A 23,763-nucleotide genomic window follows, 5' to 3' on the forward strand; every position below is an offset into this window, starting at 1 on the left:
ATTATAAGCGCTTTATTGTAACTTTGCAGTATGCGATTTAAAATTGAGTCCGAATTCAAACCTACTGGTGATCAGCCACAAGCTATAAAAAAACTAGCAAAAGGGATTACCGATAACGAAAAATACCAAACGCTTTTGGGTGTTACTGGTTCTGGTAAAACCTTTACAGTTGCCAATGTTATTGAAGAGGTGCAACGACCAACTTTGGTTTTGGCACATAACAAAACGTTAGCAGCACAACTCTACTCCGAATTCAAACAGTTTTTCCCTGAAAATGCTGTTGAGTATTTTGTATCCTACTATGATTATTATCAACCCGAAGCCTATATTCCCACGTCTGGTGTATATATAGAGAAAGATTTATCTATCAACGAGGAAATAGAGAAAATGCGTTTAAGCACCACCTCTTCCCTACTCTCTGGTCGTCGTGATGTGATTGTGATTGCTTCAGTATCTTGTTTATATGGTATTGGAAATCCTGTGGAATTTCAAAAGAATGTGATTTCTATAGAACGTGATCAAGTGATTTCTCGTACTAAGTTATTACATCAACTGGTTCAAAGTTTATATTCTAGAACGGAGTCTGAATTCAAAAACGGAAACTTTAGAATAAAAGGTGATACTGTAGATGTATTTCCGGGTTATGCAGATCATGCCTTTAGAATTCACTTTTTTGGTGATGAAATTGAAGAAATTGAAGCGTTTGATGCCAGATCTAACGAGATTATAGAACGTTATGATCGCTTAAATATTTATCCTGCAAATATGTTTGTGACGTCTCCAGATGTGTTGAATGGTGCGATAAAAGATATACAAGACGATTTAGTAAAACAATACGATTACTTTAAAGAAATAGGTAAACATCTTGAAGCCAAACGACTCAAAGAACGTACAGAGTTCGATTTAGAAATGATTCGAGAATTGGGGTATTGTTCGGGTATTGAGAACTATTCAAGATATTTAGACGGCAGATTGCCAGGAACGCGTCCGTTCTGTTTATTGGATTATTTTCCGGATGATTTTTTAATGGTGGTTGATGAAAGTCACGTCACCATTTCACAAGTGCACGCGATGTATGGTGGAGATAGAAGCCGAAAAGTGAATTTGGTTGATTATGGTTTCCGATTGCCAGCCGCTATGGATAATAGACCTTTAAAGTTTGAAGAGTTTGAAGCCCTTCAAAATCAAGTGATCTATGTTTCTGCGACTCCTGCAGATTACGAAATGCAAAAAACAGATGGCGTTTATGTAGAGCAAGTCATTCGTCCAACAGGATTATTAGATCCTGTTATTGAAGTTAGACCAAGCCTAAATCAAATTGATGATTTAATTGAAGAAATTCAAAATCGTGTTGAAAAAGACGAACGGACTTTAGTAACCACGTTGACGAAACGAATGGCGGAAGAATTGACAAAATATTTAACCAGAATTTCAATTCGTACCCGATATATCCATAGTGATGTAGATACTTTGGAGCGTGTAGAAATAATGCAAGATTTACGAAAAGGTGTCTTTGATGTTTTGGTAGGTGTCAACTTACTACGTGAAGGTTTAGATTTACCTGAAGTATCTTTAGTTGCCATTTTAGATGCTGATAAAGAAGGTTTTTTAAGATCTGCACGTTCTTTAACCCAAACTGTTGGTAGAGCTGCAAGAAACTTAAATGGGAAAGCGATTATGTATGCTGATAAAATTACGAAGAGCATGCAAAAAACAATGGACGAAACGGAATATCGTCGTGAAAAACAAATTGCCTATAACACCAAACATAACCTTGTTCCTAAAGCTTTAAATAAAAGTTTAAATAGTGCTTTAACTAAAAACTCTGTGAGTACATACAGAACAGAATTGGATGCACAAATAGCAGCTGAACCAGAAAGTGATTATTTGAATAAAGGGGAATTAGAAAAGAAAATTAGAGAACGTCGTAAGTTAATGGAACAAGCTGCAAAAGCATTAGACTTTTTAGAAGCCGCTCGTTTTAGGGATGAGATAACAGCTTATCAGAGTAAGTTAGAGAAGTTGAAGGTGTGAAACAGTGGTCAGTGGTCAGTAAAAAGTGTGAAGTGTGAAGTGTGAAGTGTGAAGTGTGAAGTGTGAAGTGTGAAGTGTGAAGTGTGAAGTGTGAAGTGTGAAGTGTGAAACTAAAAAAAATTGACGGAAGGTTGGAAGATTTTACAAAAAGTTGCGAAAGAGTAAACATTCCGAAACCCAATAATTAAATTCCAAGATTAAAAACTGAGACTGAGACTAAAACTGAAAACTATTACACGAAGTTACACAGAGAAGGCACAAAGATTCACAGAGAGATTGTTCTAAACAATTAAGCATATATTTAAATAGGATAGCTTTTTAAAATTACCATTGAGACTGCAAACTAAAGACTAGTTGTATTGCACCTTAAAAATATCAATCAAGAAATCTGGTGGTACAATTTTATTAGGAAAACTATCCATTAAATCGAGCACTCGGTTAATTGATTCATGACTTAATCCCATTCTTAATCCAAAGTTGTGAATTTTTACTAGTTGTTTTGGTGCTACTTTATGATCGAGATTCATAAGTAATACTAACCGATGGAATTGAACAATGCGTTCGCTATGTGATTTTAAATGCACATAATTTACAGGATGCTCAAAGAGGTATTTAAAATCTTCTTTTGAAATCTCCAACTGCTTAGCAATACTATATAAAAATTTATATTCAATAGCTTTTATATTTTCATCTGTTTGAGCGAAGGCAATCATCTCGGAAAGCAAACTCAGTTTTTCAACACGATTAATCATGATTATATGGGGATTAATTTATAGTGTAAAGTTAAAGAGATAGATTATTTTATTGTCGTTGATATAATGTATCTTGTCGAAAAATTAAATGTACTTGGTCGATTTTTTAAACTTTTGTCACACAAAAACAGCATTAAATCAATGAAATTGAAGTATTTATATTTGCTAATCTTAGCATTTATAGCGAACAAAACCACAGCTCAAAGCACTGCTTCACAACGGGTTACAAAATTCACCATAGCAGCACCTCAACTAAATTCTGTAAAAACTATTTGGGTGTATTTACCTACAAATTATAAAAATTCCGAAAATTCTTATCCTGTCATTTATATGCATGATGCTCAAAATTTATTTGATGCAGAAACATCTTTTGTTGGAGAATGGAAAGTTGATGAATATATGGATACATTAACTGCTGACCAAAGTATAATTATTGGAATAGAACACGGCAACGCTAAACGCACTGATGAACTCACTCCATATACGCATGAAAAACATGGAGGAGGAAAAGGGGATGCCTATTTAAGTTTTATAAAAAACACTTTAAAATCACATATCGATAAGACTTACAGAACTCAACCAGATGCAGAACATACCACAATTTTCGGTTCTTCATTGGGTGGTTTAATATCATTTTATGCAGTAATAAAATATCCTGAAACGTTTGGTAAAGCCGGAGTATTCTCACCTTCATTTTGGATAAATCCTGAGATTTTTGACTTCGTTGAAGCTACTCAAATACCTGAAACCTCAAAATTTTACTTTCTGGCTGGCACTGATGAGGGCGACACTATGATTCCAAAGTTAGAAGAAATGATTAAATTGCTTCAATCTAAAGGTGTCAATGAATCACAATTTGAAAGCCATCATATTGAAGGTGGCCAACATAATGAAAAACTTTGGGCGACTCATTTTGAGCAAGCTTATAAATGGTTGAATTAAGAAACCTCATAGATTTGACTAGTTTTACAAAAAAATCAAAAATCAACAGATTCTAATATAAAGATCCATAAACAAATTATAAAATGACAAATAACGACATATTTAAAAAATTAAGAGTTGCTCACAAACTAAGAGACGATGATATCGTAAAAATTTTAGAATTGGTAGATTTTAGAATTTCTAAAAGTGAATTAAATGCCATGTTTAGAAATGAAGATCATCCTAAATATATGGAATGTGGAGATCAAATACTTCGTAATTTTTTGAATGGTTTAATTATTCATTTACGAGGACCAATGCCTAAAAAAGGAGAGAAAAAGAAAGAGGAAAAGAAGAAAGATTAAATTCTATAATTATAGAGACAAAAAAAAGAGCAACAAATTAATGTTGCTCTTTTTTTAATATATATAATAATACCTGTCAGGCTTTAAAAAACCTTATTAGATACTTATTATTTATTTAATACTTCTTGCACCTTATCAGCTGCTTCTTGGAATTCAGTTGCACTCATTACATCTAAACCAGAATTATCAATTAGTTCTTTTGCGATGTCTGCATTTGTTCCTTGTAAACGTACAATGATTGGCACTGTAATGTTGCCCATGTTTTTATACGCGTCAATGACACCTTGAGCCACACGATCACAACGTACAATACCACCAAAAATATTAATTAAGATTGCTTTTACCGCAGGATCTTTTAATATGATTTTAAAAGCTGCTTCTACTCTAGCCGCATCTGCAGTACCACCAACATCTAAAAAGTTAGCTGGCTCACCACCTGCTTGCTTAATTAAATCCATTGTTGCCATTGCTAAACCAGCACCATTTACCATACAACCAACGTTTCCGTCTAAGTCCACATAGTTTAAACCTAAAGCACCTGCTTCAACTTCAATCTGGTTTTCTTCACGTAAATCACGTAATGCAGCTAAATCTCTATGTCTGTATAAAGCGTTTGCATCTAAAGTTACTTTAGCATCAACAGCCATTATTTTACTATCACTAGTTTTTAGTACTGGGTTGATTTCAAATAAAGACGCATCCGATTTATCGTAAGCAGTATATAAAGCCGTAACAAATTTTGTCATTTCTTTAAAAGCAGCACCCGATAAACCTAAGTTAAACGCGATACGACGCGCTTGAAAAGGTAAAATCCCTGTAGCAGGATCAATTTCTTCGTTATGTATTAATTCTGGAGTTTCTTCGGCAACCGTTTCAATATCCATTCCACCTTCTGTAGAATATACAATCATGTTTCTTCCTGTAGCACGATTTAATAAAACAGACATATAATATTCTTTTGGCTCACTTTCACCTGGATAGTAAACATCTTCAGCAACTAAAACTTGATGAACACGTTTTCCTTCTGCAGAAGTTTGAGGTGTTACCAAATCCATTCCTATGATTTGTCCTGCAATTTCTTCAACTTCCTTAAGGTTTTTAGCCAACTTAACGCCTCCACCTTTTCCACGTCCACCTGCATGAACTTGTGCTTTTATAACATGCCAACCTGTTTCAGTTTCAGCTGTTAATTGCTTTGCTGCATCAACAGCTTCTTTAGCACTTTGAGCTACAATTCCACGTTGAATTCGTACTCCAAAACTGCTTAATAATTCTTTTCCTTGATATTCGTGTAAATTCATTTTTAATCAGAAATTTATTGGTCCAACAAAAATAAGCATACTAATAGTTTTTACCAATAGTTTTTAAAATTGATTTAAGCTTAATAATATCTCATTTAGAAATTAGCAAATATGCCTTTAAACTGAAATTATTATTTCATTTAATCTATCAATCGTTTTATAGCCGAAAATGCCTTATCCACTAAATAATCTTCAACCACAATTGTAAATTCATTGGTTGTAGAAACGACTTCATATAAGGTTATGTTTTCCCAAGCTAAACGTTTAAAAATCTGATAATACAAGCCCACTATTTTAGAATTTCCTTTAGGTAAATAAATACTAATGGCAGACAGTTTTTCTTGTAATCCTATTTGATTTTCGTTTTTAAATGCCTTGATAACAGTCTCTTTTTCAGATGTAGATATAATAATATTGCTTTCAAACATACCACGTGTAAAGGCATAAAACGTTTGGTGATTTTCACTAATTTTCTCTAAGATTTGCGAGTGACTATGTATTAAGGTTTTTGAATTTTGGAATGTAAAATCACTTAAGTTAGAGCGCACCGTTATATCACCCAATTCATTAAAGGTTTTCTTTAAACTTTTTGAATTTTCAAGATTTAGAGGTTGTTGATAACGTCGTAATGCCATCATAATAGCCCCATCTTTTATAGGTTTCCGCAGCATTTTGGAAATCGGTCCATTCAACTCTTTTGCTAAAGCAGAAAAATTTATAATTTCTCTAGATAAGCCTTCTTCTAAGAAGGGACTAGCCACAATAATATCTTGAACACAAGAAGCAATAGTCTTCATTTTGTTAACTATTTAACATTTTGTGTAAAAATAACCATTTTTTGTCATTTTTATGTTTATTATGTGGATTACATATATTTTCGCCATCTCACTTAAAGACAAAGAAAGAATGAAAGATAGTACCTTATTACAAATTGCAAAGGATTTTGGAAGTCCTGTTTATGTTTATGACGCTGAAAAAATTGAATTTCAATACAAGCGATTAACAAAAGCGTTTAGTAAGGTAAAAAACCTGAAGCTTAACTATGCCGTTAAAGCATTGTCGAATATTTCAGTTCTAAGATTGTTTAATAAGTTGGGTTCAGGAATTGATACCGTTTCGATTCAAGAATTGCGATTAGGTTTAAAAGCCGGATTTAAACCCGAAGATATTATTTTCACTCCCAATGGTGTGTCTCTTGAAGAGATTGAAGAAGCTGCAAAATTAGGTGTTCAAATTAACATTGATAACCTTTCAATCTTAGAACAATTTGGAACGAAGCATCCTAAAGTTCCTGTTTGTATCCGAATAAATCCACATGTAATGGCTGGTGGAAATACCAATATTTCTGTTGGACATATTGATAGTAAATTCGGGATTTCAATTCATCAGATTCCTTTATTACTTCGTATTGTAGAAAACACGAATATGAATATCAACGGCATTCACATGCATACCGGAAGTGATATTTTAGATATTGATGTCTTCTTATATGCCAGTGAAATTTTATTTGACACGGCTAAAAACTTCAAAACTCTTGAATTTATAGATTTCGGTTCTGGATTTAAAGTGCCTTATAAAAAAGGAGACATTGAAACCAATATTGAAGAATTAGGCGAAAAATTATCGCAACGTTTCAACGAATTCTGTAAAGAATACGGTAAAGATTTAACCTTAGCGTTTGAGCCTGGTAAATTTCTTGTAAGTGAAGCTGGTGTGTTTTTAGCCAAAGTAAATGTAGTTAAGCAGACAACGTCAACTGTCTTTGCTCAAGTTGATTCTGGTTTTAATCATTTAATACGTCCAATGTTATATGGCTCTCAACATGAGATTTTAAATATTTCGAATCCTAAAGGACGCGAACGTTTTTATTCTGTGGTTGGTTATATCTGTGAAACGGACACATTTGCAAATAACAGACGTATTTCTGAAATCAACGAAAACGACATTCTGTGTTTTAAAAATGCTGGTGCCTATTGTTATTCAATGGCCAGCAACTACAACTCGCGCTATAGACCAGCAGAAGTGTTACTTTACAAGGGAAAAGCTCATTTAATTAGAAAGCGTGAAACTTTTGATGACATTCTGAATAATCAAGTTGAGATTGTCCTATAAATACATTTAATTGCGTTAATCTTTTTTGTTTAAGAGCACCTTTGGATGGTGTTTGCAACTACCTTTGAGTAATTACAAACGCCATCAACATGAATCAAATTCCTCCTAAAATAATTCGTCAAATCTTTGTTTTACTATTAATCTTACTCTTTGGTAGTTTGATTTTTCGTGAAATGTTACCGTATTTGACTGGCGTTTTAGGAGCCATTACATTCTATATATTGTTGAGAAAACCAATGAAACGGTTAGTAAATCACTATAGTTGGAAACCTGCATTGGCAGCAATGACCCTAATGTTAGGTTCTTTTATACTTATAATGATTCCACTTACTGGCTTTGGTATAATGTTAGGAAATAAAATTTCTGATGTTGCAGGCAATAGCGAAAAGGTCATTGATGCTTTTAAAGATCAAGTAAGCAAAGTAAAATTTGCAACTGGGATTGATATCAACTCTCAAATTGATACACAAGGCATAACTACATGGCTTTCTGAAAGTTTACAAAGCATGGCTGGCAATACATTTAACTTACTCATAGCGATAGGCTTAATGTACTTTATGCTGTTTTTCATGTTAACAAATCGAAAGGAACTAAGACAATCCTTACGCGATTATCTGCCTTTAAATACAGATAATGTTAATGAAATTGGTAAAGAAGTACAAGCCATGGTAAAATCTAACGCCATTGGTATTCCGTTAGTCGCTATTGCTCAAGGTATAATTGCATTAATTGGTTTTCTTATTTTTGGTATCGAAGAACCGTTCTTTTGGTTTGTTATCGTTACCATCGGGTCCATGATTCCGTTTATTGGAACCTTTATAGGAATTATACCCGTATTCATATTGTCCTTATCCGCTGGAAATTCATTTCAGGCATGGGGAATATTAATTTATGGTGTGGTTGTGGTCGGTTTAACCGATAACATTATAAGACTGTATGTGCTAAAGAAATTAGATAATGTCCATCCGTTAATCACATTGATTGGTGTTATTGTCGGTGTGCCTTTATTCGGGTTTATAGGATTAATTTTTGGTCCCTTATTAATTAGTATTTTCATGGCCTTAGTTAGAATATATAAAGAGGAATATGGTAAGTCTTAGATAGACGGTCTTTGGAATTGATTAAATTTTAATAATAGTCATTAAGTTATTAGTAACTTTATAACTTCATTATAAATAATTTAATCAACCCTCTCACATGACGTTAAAATTTAAAACGCAGCATCAAACCCCAATTCTTACTGTATTATTTCTATTCACCAGCATTTTATCATTTGCTCAAGGCACCAGATTACTCCGGTCACCAGATATAAGTGCTACTCATATTACTTATACATACGGAAGCGATATTTGGGTTTCAGCATTAAACTCTAGCGACTCTAAGCGCATCACTTCGACTGCTGCCGTGGAATCGAACCCTTACTTTTCACCAGATGGTAATTGGATTGCATTCAGTTCTAACAGAGCTGGCACAAACAACGTGTATGTGGTTTCTAAAAACGGAGGAGAACCAAAACGCTTAACTTGGCATCCTAGCGGCTCTGTAGTTAGAGGTTGGACAAATGATGGAAAGCATATCTTATTTGCGAGTAACAGAGAAACAGCACCACGGCCATATAACAGACTTTATACGATTTCGGTTGAAGGCGGAGCACCGCAACTCTTAACGAAACAATGGAGTAATGATGGCTCTTACTCACCAGACGGAACGCAGTTGATTTTAGACAAAATGGATCGTTGGGATGAAGAATGGCGCGCCTATAGAGGAGGACAAAATACACCACTTATTATATTGGATTTAAAAACGCAGAATGAAGTTTTACTCCCAAATGAAAAAACAACAGATATTCAGCCAATGTGGTTAGGTGAAAACATTTATTTTCTGTCAGATCGCGATTTAGTAGCGAATATTTGGTCTTTCAATCCGAAGACAAAATCAATTCAACAAATTACAACTTTTAAAGGTTCTGATGTGAAATGGCTAAGTGGTAATGATGACACTTTGATTTATGAACGCGATGGTTATTTACATACCATGAATATTTCAACAGGTAAACATACCCAACTATCAATTACTGTGGTTGGTGATTTTCCATGGTCTGAAACCAAATGGGAAGATGTTTCTAATTCCACCCGTTCAGCCTCTTTATCTCCAAACGGAAAACGTGCCATAATGCAATCTCGTGGAGATATCTTTACAATTCCTGTAGAATTTGGTGATTCTAGAAATATTACTGAAAGTTCTGGCACAGCAGACAGACGACCTATTTGGTCACCAAAAGGTGATAAAATTGCTTGGTTTTCTGATGCGGACAGAAAAAATTATGCATTAATGATTTCTGATCAGGATGGATTATCAAAACCTGAAACTATTTCTATTGGAGAATCCAAACTAGCATGGAATCCGACATGGTCACCAGACGGAAAACATATTGCCTTTGTTGATGATGATGTACGTTTACGTTTTGTAAATTTAGAAACGAAAAAGTAAAAACCATTGATATTGGGGGCACTAATTTAGAACGTAACAGTATTGAATTAAAGTGGTCACCAGATAGTAATTGGATTGCCTATCAAAAATCGGCTTCCAATAACTTCAGACAAATTTATATTTATTCTATTGAGAAAGATACCACAAAACCAATTACGGATGCTTTTGCAGATTCCTTTTCACCGGCTTGGGATTTAAATAAAAAACAACTTTACTTTTTAGCAAGTACCGATGTTGCTCTTGGATCGGGTTGGGCGAACACAAGTTCCATGACGGCAAACCCTGCCTACGCTGCTTATGTGATTAATTTAGATGCTAATGACGATTCTCCATTTAAACCAAAAAGTGACGAAGAAGACATCAAAAAAGAAGCAGAAGAGAAAAGTGATGACAAAAAAGAAGACAAAGATTCAAAAGATAAAAAAGATGATGAGAATAAACCAATGCTCATAGATTTTGAAAACATTGGCCGTAGAACACTAGCATTGCCAATACCTTCTAGAAACTATGGCTACATTGTAGCTGGTCCAAAAGGATCCATGTTTATTTCAGAATATGTCCCAAATGATAGAGGAGCACTACTTCACAAATTTGATCTTGAAAAACAAGAGAACAAAGAATTTGCGTCTGGCGTGCGTTCGGTTTCAGTGACCACAAATGGCGAACATATGTTAGCTCAAATTAATGGTGATTGGCAAGTGATTAGTACCAAAGGTGGAGATGCAAAAGGTGGCAAACGCCTCAAAATAAATTTACAAATGAATTTAGATCGTTCCGCGGAATGGGAACAAATGTTTGAAGAAGCTTGGAGATACGAACGCGATTATTTTTACGATCCAAACATGCATGGTCGTGATTGGAATGTGGTTTACAAACGTTACGCTCCATTGGTTCCATTTATAAAGCATCGTGCCGATTTATATTACATTCTAGATCAGGTAAATGGTGAATTATCTGTTGGCCATAGTTTTGTTAGAGGAGGCGATTATCCAGAAATTGAAAGATCTACAACAGGTTTATTAGGTGCTGATATGAGTACCGACAAAAACCACTGGAAAATCGATCGTATTTTCACTACTGAAAGTTGGAATCCAGGTTTAACTGGTCCTCTAGACGCTCCTGGATTAAACATAGAAGAGGGCCAATATATCGTTGGTATCAATGGAAACGAAATAAAAGCCGACGATAATTTTTATAAATATTTAGATGGAACATCTGGCAAACAAACTATTCTTCATATTAATGACAAACCTGAATTTAAAGGCAACTGGACAGAAATTGTTGAACCTATTTCTAATGAAAACTCATTAAGACAACGCACTTGGGTTGAGGACAACCGTAGACTAGTCGATAAATTATCAAACGGTCGTTTAGGATATATTTGGGTTCCAAATACCGGAGGTCCTGGGTTTGTGTCTTTCAATAGATATTACTTTGCCCAACAAGATAAAGAAGGTGCTGTTATTGACGAACGCTTTAATGGTGGTGGGTTATTAGATGATTACATGGTCGATTTAATGACACGTAGCTTAAGAGCCGGCTTAACTAATGAAGTACCAAATGGTAAACCGTTAACACTTCCGGCAGGTATATTGGGTCCAAAAGTTTTATTGATTAATGAACTTGCAGGTTCTGGTGGAGATTTCTTCCCATGGGTATTTAGACAACAAAATGTTGGTAAATTAATTGGTATGACAACTTGGGGAGGTTTAGTAAAATCCTCAACACATTATGCTTTAATCGATGGTGGTTCATTAACGTCTCCAGACAATGCCGTGTTTGATCCTATAAATAATAAATGGATTGCCGAAAACGAAGGAGTGGCACCAGATATTGAAGTTAGACAAGATGCAAAATCATTGTATAAAGGAAATGATCCTCAGCTTGAAAGAGGAGTTGCAGAATTAATGAAACAATTAAGTATTAAAAAAGAGGTTAAAATCCCTCCGTTTCCTCAACCAGCAAAGGGAAATTAATACATGACAGGTTTAGATATAGTAATGGTATTTGCCGTAATCCTTTTTTCTCGATTAGGAGTGCGGCTCATATCTTAATATATTCAAATGAAGAAGGAAGATAAAGATGAAACGTGATAAGACAAAGAAACAGACAATTTAAGACCCGATCTTTCCTGTAAAATGATTCACTTTAGGATTCATAGGATTACCTGTTGTTCGTCTATTAATTGCTATTTGACCACAATGCCAAATTGAATCTGCAATTGGGCCATTTATTTGATTCCAAAACGGAATTTCACGGTCTCCAAAAATAATTTTGTATTGCGAAATATCATCACTCGCTCTTAAAATATCTGCCGCAGTTTTTAAATTGTGTAATGTTTTAGATCTCAACTCGGCATAAGACAGATCTTCTTTTTCTTTATGGTTTGATTGCTTTAAAGTTGAATTTACAATAGTATTAGATAAATTATAAATATGAATTATAATTTCTTCAGTCGATTTCCCTTCTTGGTTAGCCCTAAACACTAAATCTTTAGACGTTAAACTATCTGTAGACCAGTAAAACCGGAACCCTAAGGCATCAATCATACGCGCTGCCATAGTGCCTGCTGTAAACTCTTCTGAAGCTTCAGGTAATTCATAATACGGAAGGTCATCGTTATTTTGGGCGTCACTAAACATTGGAACTATAATATTGCAAATTAATAGAATTTTTATAATCAGAGTATTCACCTTATTCATTTTCAAGTTGATGCTTGTAAGAATCTATATTCTCTTTCTGACTCTCAGGTAATTCTGGCTCCTTAATATCTGTATATTCCTTAAGTGTATCGTAAAGTATTTTTGCTACAATATATCTCGCCGTTGGCTTGTCGTCTGCAGGAAGATTATACCAAGGTGCATGAGGCTTAGACGTTTTATTAATCGCGTCTTCATAACATGTTTGATAATTATCCCAATGCTCACGCTCATCTAGATCGTCTGGTGAGAATTTCCAATTTTTATTAGGCTTATTTAAACGTCTTAGTAATCTATTCTTTTGTTCTTCTTTTGAAAGATTCAGAAAGAATTTAAAAATGATTGTGCCGTTATCTGCAATATGCTTTTCAAAGTTATTAATTTGATTGAATCGTTTGTCCCAAAAAGTATCATCAACATCATCTAGCGATGTTACGTTTGGAATATTCTCATACATTAGATATTCAGGATGTACCCTTGTAACCAATACATTTTCGTAATGTGTTCTATTAAAAATACCAAACTTCCCTCTTGCAGGTAAAGCTCTAACATGTCGCCAAAGATAATCGTGTTTTAATTCTAAATCTGTTGGTTTCTTGAAGCTATGCGCTATAATTCCCCTAACATTAAATTCTTTAAAAACTTCACGAATCAAACTATCTTTACCAGCCGTATCCATGCCTTGAATACAAAAAAGCACCGAATATTTTCCATGCGCATACATTCGATTTTGGATGTCTGCTAAATCGCGACTGACTTTTCTTAATTCTTTTTCTATCTTCTTTTCACTTGCATCTAAATCGAACTTTGTTGGCAAATCTTTAATATTGATTTGAGCTGAAATTTCGAAATCGTCTATCTTGATATCTTTCATAATAACTAGGTTTTATTTTGAAGCAAAAGCTTTGACATCACTTTCACTTACTTCAGTTCCACCTAAAATAATAAGGCGTTCTACCACATTACGTAATTCACGTATGTTACCTGTCCAATCATAATTCTGAAGTAACTTAATAGCTTTATCTGCAAATGACTTTTTAGCCGTTCCGTGCTCATTAGAAATCTTTTCAGAAAAATAATTAATCAAAAGAGGAATATCTACTCGTCTATCATTTAAAGAAGGTACTTCAATTAAAATTACCGCTAATCTGTGATATAAATCTTCTCTAAAGTTACCCTCTTCAATTTCTTTTTTAAGATTTTTGTTGGTCGCTGCAATTACTCTAACATTCACTTTTATGTCCTTATCGCTCCCTACACGTTGAATGCGACTTTCTTGTAAGGCACGTAAAACTTTGGCTTGCGCAGATAAACTCATATCTCCAATTTCATCTAAAAATATGGTACCTCCATTAGCCGCTTCAAACTTACCCGCTCTATCTTTTGCCGCCGATGTAAAAGCCCCTTTTACATGTCCAAATAATTCGCTTTCAATTAATTCTGAAGGAATTGCGGCACAATTAACTTCTATCATTGGACCTTTAGAGCGTTCACTTTTTTGGTGTAACCAATGCGCAACAAGTTCTTTACCGGTTCCATTAGGACCTGTAATTAATACGCGTGCATCTGTTGGTGCCACTTTATCAATCATGTCTTTAATACGTTCCACTCCATCACTCTCACCAATCATCTCATAGTTTTTGCTTACTTTTTTCTTAAGCATCTTATTTTCTACAACGAGTTCTTTTCTATCTAAAGCAATACGAACTGTATTTAATAATCGGTTTAAATCTGGCGGTTTAGAAATATAATCAAAAGCACCTAAACGCATTGTGTTTACGGCTGTATCTAAATCCCCATGACCAGATATCATTACCATTGGGGTTTCTGGTTTTATTTTTTTACGGCTTCTAAGACTTCAACACCATCCATTTTTGGCATTTTAATATCACAAAGCACTAAATCGTAATCGTCCTTTTTATTTTTTCAATTCCAACTAAACCATCTTCTGCTTCTTCAACTTGGTAGGTGCTATTTTCTTCTGAAAGTATTTTTACCAATACACGTCGTATTGCTGCTTCATCTTCAATTATTAATATTTTTGGCATAATTTTATTTTTTATGTTGAATATGATTTTAACCCTTTAAACTATTACTATAATTCAAACTACATCCTATTTTGAATCGTGTAAAATCATAACCCTATTTTATTTTTGAATAATATGTATGTCGCGTTGCGGAAACGGAATAGACACATTATGTTCTCTAAAAAGACGATCAATTTCAAACCTAATTTCACTCTTAGGAAACTGCGCTTTAAAACTATCTGCTAATGTAAACGACACTTTAAAATCTAAAGAACTGTCACCAAAATTAGTAAAAAGGACTCCTGGTTCTGGTTCTGAAAGTACACTCTTATTTGCACTTGCTGCTTGTAACAACAATTTCTTAACCAACTGTACATCGCTACCATAAGCGACACCAACTTCTACATTTTCTCGAGTTGTGGTTCCGTTTTGTGTCCAGTTATACAAGCTGTTTTCTAAATACAAGTGATTAGGAATTATTAAAACCTTATTATCAATAGTAACTGCTCTAGTCGTTCGTAATTTAATTTCATCTACGCGACCGACTTTACCATCTATTTCAATAATATCACCAACATGTACGGATTGATCAATTAGTATAAAAACTCCAGAAATAATATCTTGAAACAAGGTTTGTAATGCTAAACCAATCCCAATTAAAAGTGCTGCTGAAGCTGCAAAAACTGCTGTTACATTTACACCTACGCTGTTCAACGTTATTAAGAGTATAATAATATATACAAGCCATCTGAAATAACCATAAACAACACCAAATTTACCCTTGTTCTCTTCAGGCACCTTTCGGGTCATGATTTTTAAAACTATTCTTAAGGCAATAGTAGTAACAAAAATGACTGTAATGATAATTAGAATATCAAAAATTGAAATACTAATATCTGTACCAAGATTTACGTGTAACCCGAGGAAATCCACTATAGTCTGCCAAGCACCACTCTCTGTTATTTTGTCTTCTATCTCACTTAAATCTTGAGCCATTGTTTAATATTTCAACCATTTAAAAAGTTCCTTATATGTTGGTTTTTTGCCATACATTAAAATACCAACACGATATATTTTAGCCGCAAACCATACAGCAAAAATAAATGTTCCTAATAGAAGTACTAAAGATAAACCTTGCTGCCATAACGGAACACCAAACGGAATACGCATTAACATAACCACAGGAGACGTCAATGGAATAAACGAAAATACCGTCGAAATAGTACCATGCGGATCTTCAATAACCGTAAATACTCCTACATAAACTGCTAAAATTAAAGGCATAAGAATTGGCAACATAAATTGTTGTGTATCCGTTTCGTTATCTACTGCCGCACCAATCGCTGCATAAAGCGAACTATAAAGTAAATAGCCTCCAATAAAGAAGAATAAAAACGCTATAATAAGATTAGTCAACGGTAAGTTACTTATTGCTGTGATTAAGTTCTCGGCCATCGCTTGCGTGCCATCCGCTTGCATAGCTTGGTTCATCATTTCTTGCTGTGGTGTTTGTACTTGTGTTAAATCGATACCAAAAATGGCAGAAACAATAACCAACAAAACACCTCCCAAAATAACCCAAATTACAAACTGTGTAATACCAGCTAATGACGTCCCTATAATTTTCCCCATCATTAATTGAATAGGTTTTACAGATGAAATAATAACTTCGATAATTCTGCTTGTTTTTTCTTCTATAACACTACGCATAATCATGTTACCATAAATAACAATAAACATAAACAGTAAATAACCAGCTGCTCCACCAAATGCAAGTTTTACAACATTATCTATTTTAGAACTTTTTTCTCCATCAAAACTTTCTTGTGCGATTTCGATATCTGTTTGAGATGCCTCAATTTGCGCCAAGGAAACTCCGTCTAATTCAAGTTTCTTTTCTTTTAATCGTTTTTCAATCTGAAGTTCTAAACCAGAAATGACACTTAAGGATGGTGATTCTTCAGAATAAAATTTCACGTTACCAGAAACATTATCAAGAGAACCGGATTTACCAATATATAATAAACCATAATCTTCTTTTTCTTTCACCAAAGCTATGGCGTCGTCTAGGCTTAATCCGTTTAGATTTGTGTAGGTTGTGAACTCTGTATTTTGAAAGACTTCTTCTAAGTAACCTGTTTCATCTAAAACAGAAATGGTACGTTCCTTATCGTTATTCAATTGCGATAAATAGGCTACTACTGCAAAAAGCGCAATCATTATTAACGGACTTAAAAACGTCATTACAATAAATGATTTATTTTTCACTTTTGTAAAGTACTCACGTCTTATAATTAATGGTAAATGATTCATTATTGGTTGTTTTTTACAGTTTGAATAAAAATATCGCTAGCAGAAGGTATCACTTCTACAAAGTGATGCACCTGTGCTTTTGAGGTTAAAAATGACAGTAAATCATTAGGTGATGTTTGTCCATTTATTTTAATATTCAACTTAATATCATCATTTAAGTTTCTGAAAGTCGCTGGAAGCACTTCAAATTTATCTTGAATTTCAGAAATCACTTTTTCTCGATCTAAGGATTCTAGTCCAACTTCAAATGTGTTCGTTTTATATTGACGTTTTATATCGTTTAATTTTCCGTCTAAGACTTTATTCGATTTATGAATTAAGGCGATATGGTCGCATAACTCCTCAACAGATTCCATTCGGTGTGTTGAAAAAATCACCGTAGCTCCTTCGTCTCTTAACTGTAAAATTTCATCTTTAATTAAATTAGCATTAATGGGATCGAAACCAGAAAAAGGTTCATCAAAAATCAACAATTTAGGCTGATGAAGAACGGTTACAATAAATTGTATTTTTTGAGCTTGACCTTTACTTAATTCTTGGATTTTCTTATTCCACCAATCTCCAATCTCTAATTTATCGAACCAATATTTTAATCTTGCTTTCGCTTCAGTTTTCGTTAATCCTTTTAACTGTGCTAAATACAAACATTGCTCACCTACTTTCATGGATTTATACAATCCGCGCTCTTCTGGCAGATAACCGATATCCCTAACATGCTCTGGCTTTAATGGCTGACCATCTAATAGCACAGAACCTTCATCTGGCATGGTAATTTGATTTATAATACGGATTAAGGTGGTTTTCCCTGCTCCATTTGGGCCAAGTAAGCCAAATATGCTACCTTTTGGCACAGCAATAGATACTTGATTTAGTGCTTTAAAATCTCCGAAATTTTTTGAGACGGAATTAGCAACTAATAAGTCGTTCATATTAAACTAAATTTTTAAGATGTGGTTATTACGTAAATATATTAAATGTTATAGATTCTAAAATAAGAATATCTTACTATTTCGGTAATTATTGAATATTTCTTTAACTAGCTTGAAAAGAGAGCTACAGATTGAGACAAATTTTAATAAATTTAAAGATTTCTAAAGGCATATGAGACGATGATAATTGCTTTACCAAAAGTATTTTCAATGCGACATACCATCAAAAAAGACTTATTATCAACTCATTAGGATATAAAAAACAAAACCCACCCTTATGGTTAGACAAGGATGGGAAAAAATTGCTATGAAAAAGAAAAATTACCGCTAATTAGATTAGCGATAAATCAAATATACTAATTTTTATTAAATAGGCACCCTTTATGAAAACATATCTTTTACCTTTTCAAAAAAAGATTTATCCGAGCTTTCTGGTTTAGGTTCAAAATGCTCATCATCCTTCATACTTTCAAAAAATGTCTTTTGCTTTTTACTCAAAGTCTTTGGTGTCCAAACGTTTACATGAACCAACAAATCACCTTTACCATAACCATTAATACTAGGAATACCTTTACCTCGTAATCTTAAAATTTTACCAGATTGTACACCTGGTTCAATTTTTATTCTCACTTTTCCTGTAACGGTATCTATTTCTTTAGAGTTACCTAAAACCGCATCTGGCAAACTTACATACATATCATAATGTAAATTATCACCTTCGCGTTTTAAAGTTGGGTGCTCTTCTTCTTGTATTGCGACTAATAAATCACCTGCAACACCATTACCTGGTGCATCATTACCTTTTCCTGTAACTTTAAGTTGCATACCATCGACTACACCTGCTGGAATTTTAACAGTAACGGTTTCATCAGAAACTTTTAAACCATGTGCATCTGCATCTGCTGGTTTTTTGTCAATAGTTTGTCCTGCGCCACCACAAGTTGGACACGCTGAAGCCGTTTGCATTCTACCTAAAATAGTGTTGGTAACTCTAGTGACTTGACCAGCACCATTACATGTACCACATGTTTTGTATGTTGTACCTGGCGCTTGTATTTTACGCTTTACTTTAATCTTCTTTTCAACTCCATTAGCCACATCTTCTAGTGATAAAGTCACACGAATACGCAAATTGCTTCCTTTAACAACACGTTGCCTTCCGCCGCCACCAAAGCCACTGAATCCGCCTCCACCTCCGAAGCCTCCGCCGCCAAAGATATCGCCAAATTGACTGAAGATGTCGTCCATATTCATGCCACCTCCGCCAAAGCCTCCGCCTCCGCTGCCATCAAAGGCTTGGTGACCAAATTGGTCGTAACGTGCTTTTTTGTCAGCATTACTTAAAACCTCATATGCTTCTGCAGCTTTTTTAAACTTCTCTTCGGCTTCAGTATCATCTGGGTTTTTATCTGGATGATATTTTAATGCCATTTTACGATAAGCTTTTTTTACTTCAGCTTCAGTTGCTCCTTTACTTATTCCTAATATGTCGTAATAATCTTCTTTCATCAACTAATTAATTCTTGATTTTCACAGAAATGTGCAAATTCGTATTTCAATATTATTGTCCGATTACCACCTTTGGGAAACGAATAACTTTCTCTCCTAATTTATAACCTCGTTCAATAACATCAATGATTTTTCCTTTAAGATCATCAGTCGGTGCCGGAATTTGTGTTACTGCTTCATGGTTATCTGCATTAAAGACATCACCTTGTCTTACCTCTATTACAGATAAGCCTTTTTGCTCTAATGTATTCTGCAATTTATTATAAATTAACAGGACTCCTTTTCTTAACTCTTCTGCTTCTTTGTCATCTTCAATATGTGACAAAGCACGTTCAAAATCATCTAAAATTGGCAACATTGCCACTACAACATCTTGACTTGCTGTTTTAAATAATTCGATACGCTCTTTAGTTGTTCGTTTTTTATAGTTTTCAAACTCAGCAAACAAACGCATAAATTTATCTTTCTCAGCAACCAATTGATCCTGTAACTGTTCTTCTGGAGATTTCAGCTCTTCCTGTTGTGTTTCAACATCGCCTTCTGCTGTACTTGTTGCCTGATCCTCTACTTGTGGATCTTCAACCTTATTGTTTTTATCTTTTTTACTCATTTTGAGTTCTTTTTTTGCTTTCAATTAGATTGGCAAAAGTACTGCCATTATTACGAAAATGTCAAAATGTCATTAACATTTTTTTATCATACTTTAAAGGCAGTATTTCATATCTTTGTTTTATCAACTCAAATAAAAAACACTAAATATGAAATCAAATTTTTTTAATTTTTTTACGCTAATTGCACTAATTACATTTTCAAGTTGTGGAGACAAAGCCAAAGAAGCCGATACCACAAAGGCTAAAGATGCAGCAGTTGCTGAATCTAGTTCTGTTAGCTATGCTGTAGATACAGATAAATCTACAATTGAATGGAAAGGTTTTAAACCAACTGGAACTCATAATGGTACAATTGCCTTAAGTGCTGGTAAATTAAATGTTATTGATGGCGCTGTTAAATACGGGAAATTCATTGTTAACATGAATAGTATTGTGGTTAACGACATTCCTGTTGAAGAAGAAGAAAATGCAAAACTAACCGGTCATCTTATGAGTGCCGATTTTTTTAATGTTGAATCGCACCCTACCTCAAAATTTGAAGTTACTGGGATGGAAACTAAAGAAGGAAAATCTATGCTTTCTGGTAATTTAACGATTAAGGAAACTACAAATAATATCAGTTTTCCTGTAGCAGTTTCTTTAAATGAAGACACCATGACATTAACAAGTGAAGCATTTACAATAGACCGTTCTAAATGGAATATTAAATATGGTTCCAAATCATTTTTTGATGACTTAGGGGATAAATTCATTAACGATGATATTGAATTGAAAATTACCTTAACAGCAAACAAAGCATAAAATAAATTTATTTTATTATGAAGAGCAGTCATTTTAGTGGCTGCTTTTTTTTGCTTGACAGTGAAATAATTTTAAAATAGGACACGCTGATATTTTCACCATTCAACTCAAAATTGACTGATATAAACTAAAAAATCCCCGTAATGGGGATTCTTAGTTAAAGTTGACATTTATAATTCCCTAAAACTAGTAGTGGCCAACTCATAACATTAATAAATAATTATTGCTATATAGAAAGCTCCCGAAAAACAAGAAGCATTTCACAATAACAAGTTTTAGTTAATAGCATTGTAAACTTACAAAACACTAGTAAAACTAAAAATACCCAATAAGTGGTATTTTTTAGTTTATTTATGTCATCAAATACTATCTATATAACGGAATCTTTAGTCCCACATAAACATCTGTAGTCTTAGAACTATCAGATAAAAGATTTGTAAAAACAGATCCAGAACCTACGGTTAATGGCCCTAAACGAATACCTCCACCAAAAGACACATCGTCATATTGCCTGTAGCTAAGTGGAGCATAAAAGCTAAACCATTTAGTTTCTAATCTTGGGGCCACAGTTACGGTATTTAGAGCTGAAGTACTTAATTCTGATCCTTTTTTTACCATAGATAAATCTGCCTGTGCACTCACAAACCATTTTTTTGTCAATCTATAATCTACAAGTAAATGTAGGGCCGTTGGCAATTTTATTTTTGCCGTTTCATCGGTTTCCGTATTTTGATAGTTAGAATCTAAGAAGTCTTCTGTATCGTCATCAAAGTCATCCGTATTTACAGTAGCATTTAAATCGTAACGAGTAACTGTGGAGTTATCATAATTAATAGCACCAATATCTGTAACAGAAATACCTATCTTTAATTTATAAGGATCCTTATAAGTCGGCAAATCATCATTCTCACGATCCGTATACCATTGATAAGTAAAACCAAGATCTAAACCAAAACCAGAAGTAAGATTGCTAAAATCGATATCATCGTCATCAAAATCTTGACTTGTGCCATAATTTAATTGCCCTTGAGTCGTTAATGTTTCTGTAGATTGAACATAGTTTCCTTCTAAACCAGGACTACTCATAAACAAACTACCTGCACCTAAAAGGTATTTTAAGGTCACCCCTCCTTTTAAGACATGGTTGGGTTTCTCCATAAGTATTCTACCATAAGCGACTCCTACCTCTGCCCAAGAATGTACGGTACCATTTAAGTTTTTAGAATCAAACCTAAAATCATCATCTGAATCAAAGTCATCTGCAATGGCTTCATAAAGTTCACCATTTATATTGTTAATATTAAAGTTTGCTCTTGCTCTAGTTATAATACCAATACTACTCTTCTTAGTAAGATTGAACATAAACGACGGAAGAACGATATCTGCGTTTAAAAAAAAGTTATTGGCGTTACTTGGAAATTTTTTAGTGTCGTCTTCAAAATCAAAACTACCATCGGAGTTCATAATATCGTTGACATTAATTCCAAAATAATCACTGCCTCCGAAGACACTACCTGATACTAAGTTAACATCAGCTCTAAGGCCAGACCCCACAATACTCGATGGGTTATAAATAACACCCTGAATACCGGAATAATTATCGATAGAATGACCAACATAGCTTTGACCAAAGGAGAAATTAAGAATTAAAAGAAAAAAGGTTAGGTTTAATAGTTTAGTATGTTTCATAATAAATTAAGGTTGGTTAATAGCGAAGTTAAAATTATAAATGAATTTGAGTTTTTTTCTTGATATACGACCTTTTTCAAAGGTTAAAAATTTACTTATTACAATAACATCCCCAAAACTGGGTATATTTTTTATTAGAATTAAAAATTAATAAATCTTCAAGAACCTTAAAATTTATATTTCTTTTCTAAGGCATAGCGCATCAATTCGCCTTTACCTTGAAGCCCAAGAATCCGAATCATGTTTTTACGATGTGTTTCTACTGTATGTATACCTATAAAAAGTTCGTCTGCAATTTCACGAGACGTTTTACCTAGTGCTACTAAATTTAAAATTTCAACTTGTCGCTTGGTCAGTATACTTTTAGCCTTTTTATTGGTGTCATTTTCTGCTTCTATTTCAATATTAGCATCAAAATAAGTATTGCCATTATACACTGCTCGTATAGCTTTTAAAACTTCTTCTAAAGGTGAATTTTTCAGTAAATAACCCGAAGCTCCTGCATCTAACATTTGCTTAATCGCATCCTTTTGATCAAACATCGTAAAGCCTAATATTTTTATATGTGGCAACTCTTTTTTTATCACCTTCGTGGCTGTAATACCATCCATTTTTGGCATTCTAATATCTGTAATTACAACATTTGGTTGCTTTAAACGCACCAGATCTAAAAGTGCTTCACCATCGTTTGCGGTACCTACAATTTTAATATCGTCTTCGTATTCTAAAAGTAATTTTATACCATCTATAAAAGACTGATGGTCTTCGGCTATAGCTACTGTTATCATAATGGTAAATCAATTATTACTGTTGTCCCTTTACTTATTTCTGATTCAATTGTAAATTTCCCATCTAAAGACTCCACACGTTTATCTATACTAGTAATTCCCATTCCTGGTTTTGTTTTTGAGAGTTGTTTCGGATTAAATCCTACTCCATTATCTTCAACCATAATATTGAGATTATCAGAATGATTAGTGATATGAATCGTTCCTTGGGTTGCTTTTGCATGCTTTATAATATTGGTCACTAATTCTTGAATAATTCTAAAAATTGAAATTTCTAACGAATTATCTAAGCGCTGATCCAAACCAAAGCTCTGAACTTCAAATTCTAATCCATTTATTCCTGACGCATTTTTTGCTAGTTTTTCTACAGCTGGCAGCAAACCATTTTTTGCAATGACACCTGAATTTTTCAGATGCGCCAT

The 23,763-nt window shown here is 33.8% G+C and carries 21 protein-coding genes and 1 pseudogene; 8 read left to right on the plus strand and 14 right to left on the minus strand.

Annotated features, from left to right (window positions below):
* The first annotated feature begins 30 nt into the window (after nt 1-30).
* Entirely contained in the window at nt 31-2,034 is a 2,004-nt protein-coding gene (uvrB, locus tag ADIWIN_RS09675) for an excinuclease ABC subunit UvrB (protein WP_020894960.1), read from the plus strand.
* 350 nt (nt 2,035-2,384) lie between these two features.
* On the opposite strand, the gene ADIWIN_RS09680 is transcribed toward uvrB, so the two are convergent.
* Nucleotides 2,385-2,786 (minus strand): hypothetical protein, encoded by a 402-nt coding sequence (locus ADIWIN_RS09680; RefSeq protein WP_020894961.1) that lies wholly within the window; start codon nt 2,784-2,786, stop codon nt 2,385-2,387.
* Between the two features lie 141 nt (nt 2,787-2,927).
* Here ADIWIN_RS09680 and ADIWIN_RS09685 point away from each other — a divergent pair, with 141 nt between their 5' ends.
* Together ADIWIN_RS09685 and ADIWIN_RS09690 are read left to right on the plus strand one after the other, a co-directional pair.
* Nucleotides 2,928-3,728, plus strand: a complete 801-nt coding sequence (locus ADIWIN_RS09685; protein WP_020894962.1) for an alpha/beta hydrolase — start codon at nt 2,928-2,930, stop codon at nt 3,726-3,728.
* 83 nt (nt 3,729-3,811) lie between these two features.
* Nucleotides 3,812-4,072 (plus strand): DUF1456 family protein, encoded by a 261-nt coding sequence (locus tag ADIWIN_RS09690; RefSeq protein ID WP_020894963.1) that lies wholly within the window; start codon nt 3,812-3,814, stop codon nt 4,070-4,072.
* A 107-nt stretch (nt 4,073-4,179) separates the two neighbouring features.
* Here ADIWIN_RS09690 and sucC read toward each other — a convergent pair whose 3' ends face one another.
* Nucleotides 4,180-5,373, minus strand: coding sequence for an ADP-forming succinate--CoA ligase subunit beta (sucC, locus tag ADIWIN_RS09695; protein WP_020894964.1), 1,194 nt, complete (start codon nt 5,371-5,373; stop codon nt 4,180-4,182).
* Nucleotides 5,374-5,513: 140 nt separating this feature from the next.
* Complete coding sequence (locus ADIWIN_RS09700) at nt 5,514-6,170, minus strand: hypothetical protein (RefSeq protein WP_020894965.1); 657 nt, start codon at nt 6,168-6,170, stop codon at nt 5,514-5,516.
* 109 nt (nt 6,171-6,279) lie between these two features.
* On the opposite strand from ADIWIN_RS09700, the gene lysA reads away from it, so the two are divergent.
* The 4 genes from lysA to ADIWIN_RS21355 all read left to right on the plus strand — a co-directional run bounded on the left by lysA (nt 6,280) and on the right by ADIWIN_RS21355 (nt 11,951).
* Nucleotides 6,280-7,485 carry a diaminopimelate decarboxylase gene (gene lysA / locus ADIWIN_RS09705; protein ID WP_020894966.1) on the plus strand — a complete coding sequence of 402 codons (1,206 nt, stop codon included), beginning with the start codon at nt 6,280-6,282 and terminating at the stop codon, nt 7,483-7,485.
* An 89-nt stretch (nt 7,486-7,574) separates the two neighbouring features.
* Nucleotides 7,575-8,585 (plus strand): AI-2E family transporter, encoded by a 1,011-nt coding sequence (locus ADIWIN_RS09710; protein WP_040756872.1) that lies wholly within the window; start codon nt 7,575-7,577, stop codon nt 8,583-8,585.
* A 97-nt stretch (nt 8,586-8,682) separates the two neighbouring features.
* A complete protein-coding gene (locus tag ADIWIN_RS21350; RefSeq protein WP_020894968.1) occupies nt 8,683-9,975 on the plus strand; it encodes a S41 family peptidase in 1,293 nt (430 codons plus the stop codon).
* A 74-nt stretch (nt 9,976-10,049) separates the two neighbouring features.
* On the plus strand, nt 10,050-11,951 hold the full coding sequence (locus ADIWIN_RS21355; protein ID WP_498370482.1) for a PDZ domain-containing protein: 1,902 nt from the start codon (nt 10,050-10,052) through the stop codon (nt 11,949-11,951).
* 138 nt (nt 11,952-12,089) lie between these two features.
* Here the strand turns inward: ADIWIN_RS21355 and ADIWIN_RS09720 are convergent, their stop codons facing one another.
* The 8 genes and pseudogenes from ADIWIN_RS09720 to ADIWIN_RS09755 all read right to left on the minus strand — a co-directional run bounded on the left by ADIWIN_RS09720 (nt 12,090) and on the right by ADIWIN_RS09755 (nt 20,062).
* Nucleotides 12,090-12,617, minus strand: coding sequence for a hypothetical protein (locus ADIWIN_RS09720; RefSeq protein ID WP_020894970.1), 528 nt, complete (start codon nt 12,615-12,617; stop codon nt 12,090-12,092).
* 52 nt (nt 12,618-12,669) lie between these two features.
* A complete protein-coding gene (locus ADIWIN_RS09725; protein ID WP_020894971.1) occupies nt 12,670-13,548 on the minus strand; it encodes a PPK2 family polyphosphate kinase in 879 nt (292 codons plus the stop codon).
* Nucleotides 13,549-13,560: 12 nt separating this feature from the next.
* Nucleotides 13,561-14,722, minus strand: a pseudogene (locus ADIWIN_RS09730) (sigma-54-dependent transcriptional regulator).
* Nucleotides 14,723-14,821: 99 nt separating this feature from the next.
* Nucleotides 14,822-15,697, minus strand: coding sequence for a mechanosensitive ion channel family protein (locus tag ADIWIN_RS09735; RefSeq protein WP_020894974.1), 876 nt, complete (start codon nt 15,695-15,697; stop codon nt 14,822-14,824).
* 3 nt (nt 15,698-15,700) lie between these two features.
* Nucleotides 15,701-17,014 (minus strand): ABC transporter permease, encoded by a 1,314-nt coding sequence (locus ADIWIN_RS09740; protein ID WP_020894975.1) that lies wholly within the window; start codon nt 17,012-17,014, stop codon nt 15,701-15,703.
* On the minus strand, nt 17,014-17,943 hold the full coding sequence (locus tag ADIWIN_RS09745; protein ID WP_020894976.1) for an ABC transporter ATP-binding protein: 930 nt from the start codon (nt 17,941-17,943) through the stop codon (nt 17,014-17,016). The genes ADIWIN_RS09740 and ADIWIN_RS09745 overlap by 1 nt, the downstream gene beginning before the upstream one ends.
* Before the next feature lie 381 nt (nt 17,944-18,324).
* Nucleotides 18,325-19,452, minus strand: a complete 1,128-nt coding sequence (gene dnaJ, locus ADIWIN_RS09750; protein WP_020894977.1) for a molecular chaperone DnaJ — start codon at nt 19,450-19,452, stop codon at nt 18,325-18,327.
* A gap of 52 nt (nt 19,453-19,504) precedes the next feature.
* Nucleotides 19,505-20,062 carry a nucleotide exchange factor GrpE gene (locus ADIWIN_RS09755; protein WP_020894978.1) on the minus strand — a complete coding sequence of 186 codons (558 nt, stop codon included), beginning with the start codon at nt 20,060-20,062 and terminating at the stop codon, nt 19,505-19,507.
* 148 nt (nt 20,063-20,210) lie between these two features.
* Between ADIWIN_RS09755 and ADIWIN_RS09760 the strand changes: the two genes are divergently transcribed.
* On the plus strand, nt 20,211-20,864 hold the full coding sequence (locus tag ADIWIN_RS09760; RefSeq protein ID WP_020894979.1) for a YceI family protein: 654 nt from the start codon (nt 20,211-20,213) through the stop codon (nt 20,862-20,864).
* Nucleotides 20,865-21,230: 366 nt separating this feature from the next.
* Here the strand turns inward: ADIWIN_RS09760 and ADIWIN_RS09765 are convergent, their stop codons facing one another.
* From ADIWIN_RS09765 to ADIWIN_RS19580, 3 genes are all read right to left on the minus strand, one after another.
* Nucleotides 21,231-22,553 carry a DUF5723 family protein gene (locus ADIWIN_RS09765; protein ID WP_040756873.1) on the minus strand — a complete coding sequence of 441 codons (1,323 nt, stop codon included), beginning with the start codon at nt 22,551-22,553 and terminating at the stop codon, nt 21,231-21,233.
* Between the two features lie 167 nt (nt 22,554-22,720).
* Nucleotides 22,721-23,341, minus strand: a complete 621-nt coding sequence (locus tag ADIWIN_RS09770) for a response regulator transcription factor (RefSeq protein ID WP_020894981.1) — start codon at nt 23,339-23,341, stop codon at nt 22,721-22,723.
* Complete coding sequence (locus ADIWIN_RS19580) at nt 23,338-23,763, minus strand: sensor histidine kinase (protein ID WP_020894982.1); 426 nt, start codon at nt 23,761-23,763, stop codon at nt 23,338-23,340. Before ADIWIN_RS19580 ends, ADIWIN_RS09770 begins: the two co-directional genes overlap by 4 nt.

The sequence above is a fragment of the Winogradskyella psychrotolerans RS-3 genome, from assembly GCF_000427335.1.
Taxonomy (GTDB): domain Bacteria; phylum Bacteroidota; class Bacteroidia; order Flavobacteriales; family Flavobacteriaceae; genus Winogradskyella; species Winogradskyella psychrotolerans.